The sequence below is a fragment of the Escherichia sp. Lx600-2 genome (genome assembly GCF_036662595.1).
GTDB lineage: Bacteria > Pseudomonadota > Gammaproteobacteria > Enterobacterales > Enterobacteriaceae > Escherichia > Escherichia coli.
In genome coordinates this window covers 1-402 of sequence record NZ_JAYQWM010000262.1, presented here as the reverse complement: position 1 = coordinate 402, position 402 = coordinate 1, and the positions used below count along the sequence as shown (strand labels likewise).

Genomic DNA, 402 nt, shown 5'->3' with positions numbered 1-402 from the left:
AGATGGCTGGGGTACCAGGATTCGAACCTGGGAATGCCAGGATCAAAACCTGGTGCCTTACCGCTTGGCGATACCCCAATCTTAAATTCAATGCTACCGAGAAGGAAAATGGTGCGGGAGACAAGACTTGAACTTGCACACCTTGCGGCGCCAGAACCTAAATCTGGTGCGTCTACCAATTTCGCCACTCCCGCAAATAATGGTGGCTATGACGGGATTCGAACCTGTGACCCCAACATTATGAGTGTTGTGCTCTAACCAGCTGAGCTACATAGCCATTTTATGTTTTTCAAAATGAAGTTTTCGACAATCTAGATAGGGTAGTAGATGGCTGGGGTACCAGGATTCGAACCTGGGAATGCCAGGATCAAAACCTGGTGCCTTACCGCTTGGCGATACCCC

Annotated in this window: 3 tRNA genes; all 3 read right to left on the bottom strand. The window is 49.3% G+C overall.

The window, feature by feature from the left end:
• Positions 1-3: 3 nt before the first annotated feature.
• Positions 4-78, bottom strand: a tRNA-Gln gene (locus OQV04_RS24905).
• 31 nt (positions 79-109) lie between these two features.
• Positions 110-194 (bottom strand) — tRNA-Leu (locus OQV04_RS24900).
• A 6-nt stretch (positions 195-200) separates the two neighbouring features.
• Positions 201-277 (bottom strand) — tRNA-Met (locus OQV04_RS24895).
• Positions 278-402 lie beyond the last annotated feature (125 nt).